This window comes from Peptoniphilus stercorisuis (assembly GCF_017874395.1).
In the GTDB taxonomy this organism is placed as follows: domain Bacteria; phylum Bacillota; class Clostridia; order Tissierellales; family Peptoniphilaceae; genus Anaerosphaera; species Anaerosphaera stercorisuis.
In genome coordinates this window covers 70,417-77,390 of sequence record NZ_JAGGLJ010000009.1, presented here as the reverse complement: position 1 = coordinate 77,390, position 6,974 = coordinate 70,417, and the positions used below count along the sequence as shown (strand labels likewise).

9 protein-coding genes are annotated in these 6,974 nt (G+C 27.5%); all 9 read right to left on the bottom strand.

Going from position 1 to position 6,974, the window contains the following annotated elements:
• On the bottom strand, positions 1-173 hold a 173-nt coding region (locus tag J2Z71_RS09090; protein WP_210060901.1), incomplete at its 3' end, for a helix-turn-helix domain-containing protein.
• A 95-nt stretch (positions 174-268) separates the two neighbouring features.
• Positions 269-1,105 carry an ABC-2 transporter permease gene (locus J2Z71_RS05735; protein ID WP_210060898.1) on the bottom strand — a complete coding sequence of 279 codons (837 nt, stop codon included), beginning with the start codon at positions 1,103-1,105 and terminating at the stop codon, positions 269-271.
• A gap of 13 nt (positions 1,106-1,118) precedes the next feature.
• Positions 1,119-1,814 (bottom strand): ABC transporter ATP-binding protein, encoded by a 696-nt coding sequence (locus tag J2Z71_RS05730; protein WP_210060897.1) that lies wholly within the window; start codon positions 1,812-1,814, stop codon positions 1,119-1,121.
• 1 nt (position 1,815) lies between these two features.
• The gene (locus J2Z71_RS05725) at positions 1,816-2,178 is read right to left on the bottom strand and encodes a GntR family transcriptional regulator (protein WP_210060896.1); all 363 of its coding nucleotides are present in this window, start codon (positions 2,176-2,178) and stop codon (positions 1,816-1,818) included.
• Positions 2,179-2,280: 102 nt separating this feature from the next.
• A complete protein-coding gene (locus J2Z71_RS05720; RefSeq protein ID WP_210060895.1) occupies positions 2,281-2,661 on the bottom strand; it encodes a hypothetical protein in 381 nt (126 codons plus the stop codon).
• Positions 2,662-2,742: 81 nt separating this feature from the next.
• Complete coding sequence (larA, locus tag J2Z71_RS05715) at positions 2,743-4,011, bottom strand: nickel-dependent lactate racemase (RefSeq protein ID WP_210060894.1); 1,269 nt, start codon at positions 4,009-4,011, stop codon at positions 2,743-2,745.
• A gap of 125 nt (positions 4,012-4,136) precedes the next feature.
• Positions 4,137-4,859, bottom strand: a complete 723-nt coding sequence (locus J2Z71_RS05710; protein ID WP_210060893.1) for an ABC transporter ATP-binding protein — start codon at positions 4,857-4,859, stop codon at positions 4,137-4,139.
• Position 4,860: 1 nt separating this feature from the next.
• Positions 4,861-5,856 (bottom strand): FecCD family ABC transporter permease, encoded by a 996-nt coding sequence (locus tag J2Z71_RS05705; protein ID WP_210060892.1) that lies wholly within the window; start codon positions 5,854-5,856, stop codon positions 4,861-4,863.
• Positions 5,849-6,973, bottom strand: a complete 1,125-nt coding sequence (locus tag J2Z71_RS05700) for an ABC transporter substrate-binding protein (protein WP_210060891.1) — start codon at positions 6,971-6,973, stop codon at positions 5,849-5,851. Before J2Z71_RS05700 ends, J2Z71_RS05705 begins: the two co-directional genes overlap by 8 nt.
• Between the last annotated feature and the right edge of the window lies 1 nt (position 6,974).

The window sequence follows — 6,974 nt, the reverse complement described above, 5'->3', positions numbered from 1 at the left end:
CCTCTATTATCAATACCTAAAGTACCTTCATCATATTTTTTACTCCAAGTAGATATAGTACCTGTCCCACTAATATTATATTTTTCACATAAATATGTTAATGAAGCACCTTCCTTATATTCTTTGACTATTTTGATTTTTTCTTCTAAAGTTCTTTTAACATGTTTTCCCATAAAAAAATAACACCTCCAAAGTTTTCTAAATTAAGTATATTATACTTTTTATTTAGTGTGTACTCTAGAGGTATTATAATCATCAGGCTCTTATTTTATATTTCTACTTTTTTATCTAATAGATAGCTTGTTATTATAAATAATACTATTGCTATTACTATATTTAGCACCATGTTAGATATATTAAATATTGGTGGGAATAGTATTTGTGATCCATTTGAAAAGATGTTTAAATTTTCTACTGCAAATTTTCCTGTTTCTGTTATTGTTATAAATTGAGGGAAATATTCCATTATTTTTACTCCAAGTACTGCTATTGCTCCATTTAATACTAAGAATATTATAAACCACATTGCATTGAATTTACGTCCTTTAAATATTACTTTTCTTATTGTCATTGAGAAGTATATTGTTATTAGTGTTCCTATTGATGATATTAGTCCAAATATTATAGATAATAATATAAATTTACCTACTCCTTGTGGAAGTTTTATTTGTAGTAATTCTTCAAATATATTTATTCCTGCCATTTTTACTAATATGCTTCCTAAGATTACATTGTATAGGATTACCATTATTGTTAAAAATAAAAAGGATATTAATGCTGATATTACTTTTGATGATAATATTTCACGTCCTTTTAATGGAAGTGTAAATGTTAAATATCCTCTATCATCTAGTAGTTCTTTGTTAAAATTATTTACTATATAAAAGAATGATACTAAAAATGATGCCCATATTACTAAAAATGCTATTCCTATTAAAAATGCTCCGAATACTGGTCCTGATACTTGATTTACTTCTAATACTTGAATTTTAGTTAATCTATATATTCCAATTTGTGCTACTGATGAAGCTAATACAATAGTAAGAAGTACCATTAATATAAATTTAAATGTTCCCTTTAATTCATATTTTAATAATTTTTTCATTTATTTCACCTTCCTAGCTAAGTATATCTTTGTACAAATCATCTATTTGCATTTTTCGTTCATCTCTTAAGTCGTCTGCGTTTCCACTTAAAAGTATTTGTCCTTCGCTTAAAAATATGACTTCATCAAAGATGCTTTCCATGTCTTTTACAAGATGTGTTGTTATTAATACTGTACTTTCTTTTCTATAATTATTTATAATTGCATCTAGGATTTGATCTCTTGCTATTGGGTCTACTCCTGCTATTGGTTCGTCTAGTATATAGAGTTTTGCCTCTCTTGATAGTACAAGACTTAAGTTTAGTTTTTCTTTCATTCCTTTTGACATATCTTCTATTGCCATGTTTTTGTCTAAGTTCATAAATTCTAAAAGTTCATAGGCTTTTTTTTCGTTAAAGTCTATAAAGAAATCATTATAAAAGTTTATTGCATCTTTTACGCTCATCCATTTGTATAAAAAGTTTCTATCTGGTAAATAAGAAATTATTGATTTTGTATATGCTCCTGGTTTTTCTCCATCTATTAAAACACTTCCTGATGTTTCATGAATTAGTCCTGTTAGAATTTTAATAAGTGTTGTTTTACCACTTCCATTTGGTCCAAGTATTCCTATTACTTTTCCACTTTCTGCTTCTAGGCTAAAGTCATTTAGGGCAAGTTTTTTACCGTATTTTTTTGTAAGATTATTTATCTCTAGTATATTTGCCATTTTAATTCTCCTTACCAATTTCTTTTTTAATTATATTTACTATTTCTTCATTAGTAAATCCAAGATTTTTTATTTTATCTAAAAATTCTAAGACTATTTTTTCTGCTAAATCATTTTTTAATTTTTCTAAAATCTTATCGTCTTCTTTTATAAATGTTCCCATTCCTCTTTTCGTTTCTACTAGACCTTCTAATTCTAGTTCTTGATAAGCTCTTTGAACTGTATTTGGGTTTACTTTTAGTTCTTTTGCAAGATCTCTTACTGATAGTAGCTTATCTTCTGATTTGAATTCTCCATTTACAATTTGAATTTTAATTAAATTCATTATTTGAATATATATAGGTAGTTCATCTCTAAATATCATAATACACCTCCATGAACTGTATGAGTTACATAGTACACTAATATATTATGACTGTCAATACTTTAGATAAATTTTTTCACAAAAAAAAGAGACTAAAGTCTCTTATTCTTTTTCAAGTACATTTATTATATCTGAAATTTGTCTCCAAACTCCTGTTGTAGAAAGGTTTCCATAATATTTAATTTCTTCACCATTTTTAAATTTAAGTGTTGTTTCTACTTGTGTTTCTCCTAGGTTCATATTTGGATCATCTTCATATTCTTTTGTATAAAGTCCTAGGAATAAATCGGCTAATATATTGAAATAATATTTTTCAATTTCATATTCTCTTTCTTGTACTAATATTTCTTTAGCTTCGTCTTTATATCTTAGATATTTTATATTTGATGATGAGTTTAGTGTAAATTCTTTTATTCCCATTATATAAAAACTGCTAAGTTCAATTTTTATTTCTTCTACATTTTCTACTTTTAAATTTTCCATTATTTCCTCCTTATTATATTTTAAAAAAAGAGACTTTTTATAGTCTCTTCTTATTCTAATCTATATTTTATTTATATTAAACTATTTATTAACTATTACTGAAACTCCATCTGGAATTACTGCAATTTTTGCATCTTTTCCTTTAATTTCAATAGCTTTTTTAATTGCATCTTCAACTGAAGATGAATATTCAATATGCATATCTTCAAGTATTTCTTTTGTACCTTCATCAGCTACGAAAAATACTTTATGACGAGATAAAATTCTTGCAAGTATTTGGCTTTCCCATTGGTCTGCAATAGTGTCTTCCATTTTTACTTTTAAGATTTCATCTTCTACATCTTTTGGAGATGCTGCTTGTTTAAATGTTTGATAGAAACCTTCTCCACCATGGCCATCATTACATTTAGAAACTTCAATTATTATTCCATCTTCTTTTGCACATGCTTCTGCTGCTGTCATACTTTTTACTGATTGATAAATATTTTGATCTAGTGGATATCCACCATTTGTAGTTATTACAATATCAGCTTCTGTAGATTTTATTGAAGATAAGTCCTTTACAAATTGACATCCCTCTTCATGTGCTTCTACTGAATCTCCTGCAAAGGCTGCTATTACTTTTTTGTCTGCATCTATTACTACATTTAAAATAAAAGCAAGTTTTGCTTGTTCTGCTGCAAATTTCATATCTTTATGGATTGGATTTCCATCAAGATTTCCTGTTCTTGATTTATCTGATGCGATAAATTTAGCACAGTGGTTTGCAAATACTGTTCTTTGTGATGCTATTCCTGGAAGAACTGATTTTCTTCCTCCTGAAAAACCTGCAAAGAAATGTGGCTCTATAAAGCCTTCTGATACTAATAAATCTGCTTCTGTTGCAATTTTGTTAATTAAAAGATCTCCACCTGAAGGTAGTTTTCCTAAGTACTCCATATCTTCGTCATTTTGTGACATATGAATTACAAAATTTTCATTTTCAATTAAATCTTTTCCAAATTTATCTATCATTTCTTCATCAGTTGTTGGTCTATGAAATCCTGTTGCTATAAGTATTGTAATATTACAGTCTGGATTTTCTTTTCTGATTTCTTTTAGATATATTGGAAGTGTTACTTTACTAGGAACTGGTCTTGTATGGTCTGATGTTATTACAACTATGTTTTTCTTGCCCTTTGCAAGTTCTGATACTCTACTAGTTCCTATTGGATTTTCTAGTGCTTTTTGCACTAATTCTTCTTCTGTATATTCTGGAGTATATTCAGTAGCCTTTGATTCTAATAGATCTGCACCTACTGGTAGTTCCAGTTCAACTTTATCTTTACCAAATGGTAATTTAACTATCATCTTATCACCTCATATGTTAAGGTTACCACTTGATAAATTTATAGTCAATATTATAAATAAAAATACAGTTTATTTAACAAACTGTATTTTCATAAAACTATTATTTAATTGAGTATCTATCCCATTTAAATTTTTTCACTATTAAAATAAAACATTATTCTATCTTCTATTTTTTCTATTTTTGCATAGAGTCCATAGACTTCTTTAAACATTTCTTCACAAAATACTTCTTCTTTTGTTCCCTGTGCAAAAATCTTTTTGTCTTTTAAGACTATTAAGTTATCTCCAAATCTCTCTATTAAATCCATTTGATGAATACTTACTAATGTTGTAAGATTTCTCTTCTTTGTAAGTTTTGATATTATATCTAATATTTCATATTGGTTTTTTATATCAAGGCTTGATGTTGGCTCATCTAAAAGTAGCACTTTAGGGTTTTTAAGTAATGCCTGTGCAATAAATACTTTTTGTCTTTCTCCACCACTTAAATTATTTAATTTTCTATCTGAAAACTTTTTAATATTTAACATTTCCAGCATTTCATTTACTTCTTCTACATCTTCATCTTGAACTTTTAGTCTTAGATTTTCAACTTTTCCAAGAAGTACTGTTTCAAATACTGTAAAAGAATTATCATTAAAAATTTCTTGATTTAAATAGGATATTGAACCAGTTGTTTTTATTTCTCCCCTATGAGGGATTAGTCCTACTATGGATTTTAGAAGTGTTGTCTTTCCAACTCCATTTGGTCCCATAAGAACTGTCATTTCCCCTTCTTTTGCAGTGAAGTTTAAATTTTCAAGAATATCTTTTTCATATCCCACATAGTAATTTTTAGTTTCTATCATATTATCCCTTATCCTTATTATCAATTATTGCATAGATTAAAAATGGAATTCCTATTAAGGAACTTATTATTCCAACTGGAATTATTGCACCAGGCTTAATAGTTTTAGAAAGTATTGATGATATTAAAAGTATTACTGATCCAATTAATGCACTCATTGACAGATAATATCTTTGATCTTCTCCAACTATTTTTCTTGCAATATGTGGAGATGATAGTCCAATAAATCCTATTGTTCCACAAAAACTTACACTTACTGCAGTTACTATTGATATTAATATTAATGATATTGATTTTATTTTTTTAGTATTTACACCAAGAGCCATTGCTCTTTCTTCGCCAAATCTCATAGCTGTAAGTTTCCATGAGTTTTTAAAAATATATATAAATGCTATTAAAAAACTTATAAATATTAAAATTATTTGGCTATAATTTGTTCTATTTAAACTTCCAAATATCCAAAATACTATATATTCTAAAGTTTCATCACTTGCCTTATATTGTACTAAGGACAATAGTGAATCAAATAGAAATTTTATTGCAATTCCAGATAATACCATGGAATAAGTATTCATTTGCATCTTTTTTCCAATCATATATACAAAAGCTGTTGCAAGTAATGAAAAAAATAGTGCTCCTGTTGTAACATAGATTACAGGAAAACCAAGTATTAAAAACAAACTTGCTCCAAAACTTGCAGATGATGATATTCCAAGAGTAAAGGGACTTGCAAGTGGATTTGAAAGTATAGTCTGCATTACTGCTCCACATAATCCAAGACTTAGTCCAACAGCAATAGCTGTCAAACTTTGTGGAAGTCTTAGATTAAAAAATATTACATTTTCCTTTGAAGTAGTATCAAAAATACTATTTATATTTGAGATATTAATCTTTGCAGGTCCTGTAAATAAATCTACTACAAATAATAAAAAAGCTACAATAATTATTAATATTATCCAATTCCTCTTTTTGCTAAGAGTCTTTTGATAATTATTCATATTTTACTAACCATGTCCCTTCAAAATCTATTGGCATAAATTTCTCATAATATTCTTTAATATCCTTATCTGGATCTATATCTTTAAACTCATCTGCATGAAAAATCTTTGCAAGAACTTCATAGGAATAAAAGTCTGTCATATCACGACACATTGCATGAGCTACTGCATATACATTTTTATTTTTTACTGCATCAAGACTTCTCCAGCCCTGTCTATTTACATATTCTTCTAATTTCTTTTGAACATCTTCTTCTTTAATATCAAAACCAAGTTTCATACTATCTGGCATTTCTTTCCAAATAGCTCCTGTAATAAGAATTATCTCTGGATTTTCATTTAAGACATATTCTGGATTTACTGGTTTTGCATCATCTGGATCAAGTACATTTCTCATAATATTTTCTCCAGCTGTATCTTCTATTATTCTTCCCCACATTTTGTTAATTCCATAAGTATTGTCATATTGACTAGGACCAGAATATCCAATTTCTACATAAACTCTAGGATTTTTTTCTATTTTTTTTGCTCTTTCTATAATATTACCTACTTTTTCATTATAAAAAGTATTAATTCCATCTAGGTTTTTTTCAAGTCCTGTTGCTTTAGCTATAATTTCTGTTGATTTTAAATGTTTTTCTAAATCTTGATCATGATAGTCAACATAGATTACAGGTATGTTTATTTTTTTACTAATTTCATCTAAACTTGCCTTATAAGATATTGGTGCAATAATTCCATCAGGATTTATATTTAAAATCTCTTCTGGAGATACTTCATTTTTACTAATATCTCCAATTTTTTGGATTTTATCTAAATCACTATTTGCATCTACAAGTCTTTTCCATAAATCATTTCTATTTTCACTAATTCCATCATCCATTGCAATTATCTTATCTGCAAAAGTATCTCTATCAAGAGCCATCATTGTCATAAATGGTCCACCTGATCCTGATCCTTGAATTAAAACTTTTTCTAAAGGCTTTTCAATATTTACTTCATTTCCTGTAATATCTACGATGGTCATACCAGTTTTCGCATCTTCCTTTACACCACAAGATGTAAGTGTAAATAGAAGCACAAAAAGAACTACTAAACTTCTAATTGTCTTTTTCATA

Coding starts and splice junctions, on each gene's coding strand:
- J2Z71_RS05710 (WP_210060893.1), bottom strand. CDS start 4,859: ATGATAGAAACTAAAAATTACTATGTGGGATATGAAAAAGATATTCTT.
- J2Z71_RS05705 (WP_210060892.1), bottom strand. CDS start 5,856: ATGAATAATTATCAAAAGACTCTTAGCAAAAAGAGGAATTGGATAATA.
- J2Z71_RS05720 (WP_210060895.1), bottom strand. CDS start 2,661: ATGGAAAATTTAAAAGTAGAAAATGTAGAAGAAATAAAAATTGAACTT.
- larA (WP_210060894.1), bottom strand. CDS start 4,011: ATGATAGTTAAATTACCATTTGGTAAAGATAAAGTTGAACTGGAACTA.
- J2Z71_RS05725 (WP_210060896.1), bottom strand. CDS start 2,178: ATGATATTTAGAGATGAACTACCTATATATATTCAAATAATGAATTTA.
- J2Z71_RS05700 (WP_210060891.1), bottom strand. CDS start 6,973: ATGAAAAAGACAATTAGAAGTTTAGTAGTTCTTTTTGTGCTTCTATTT.
- J2Z71_RS05730 (WP_210060897.1), bottom strand. CDS start 1,814: ATGGCAAATATACTAGAGATAAATAATCTTACAAAAAAATACGGTAAA.
- J2Z71_RS05735 (WP_210060898.1), bottom strand. CDS start 1,105: ATGAAAAAATTATTAAAATATGAATTAAAGGGAACATTTAAATTTATA.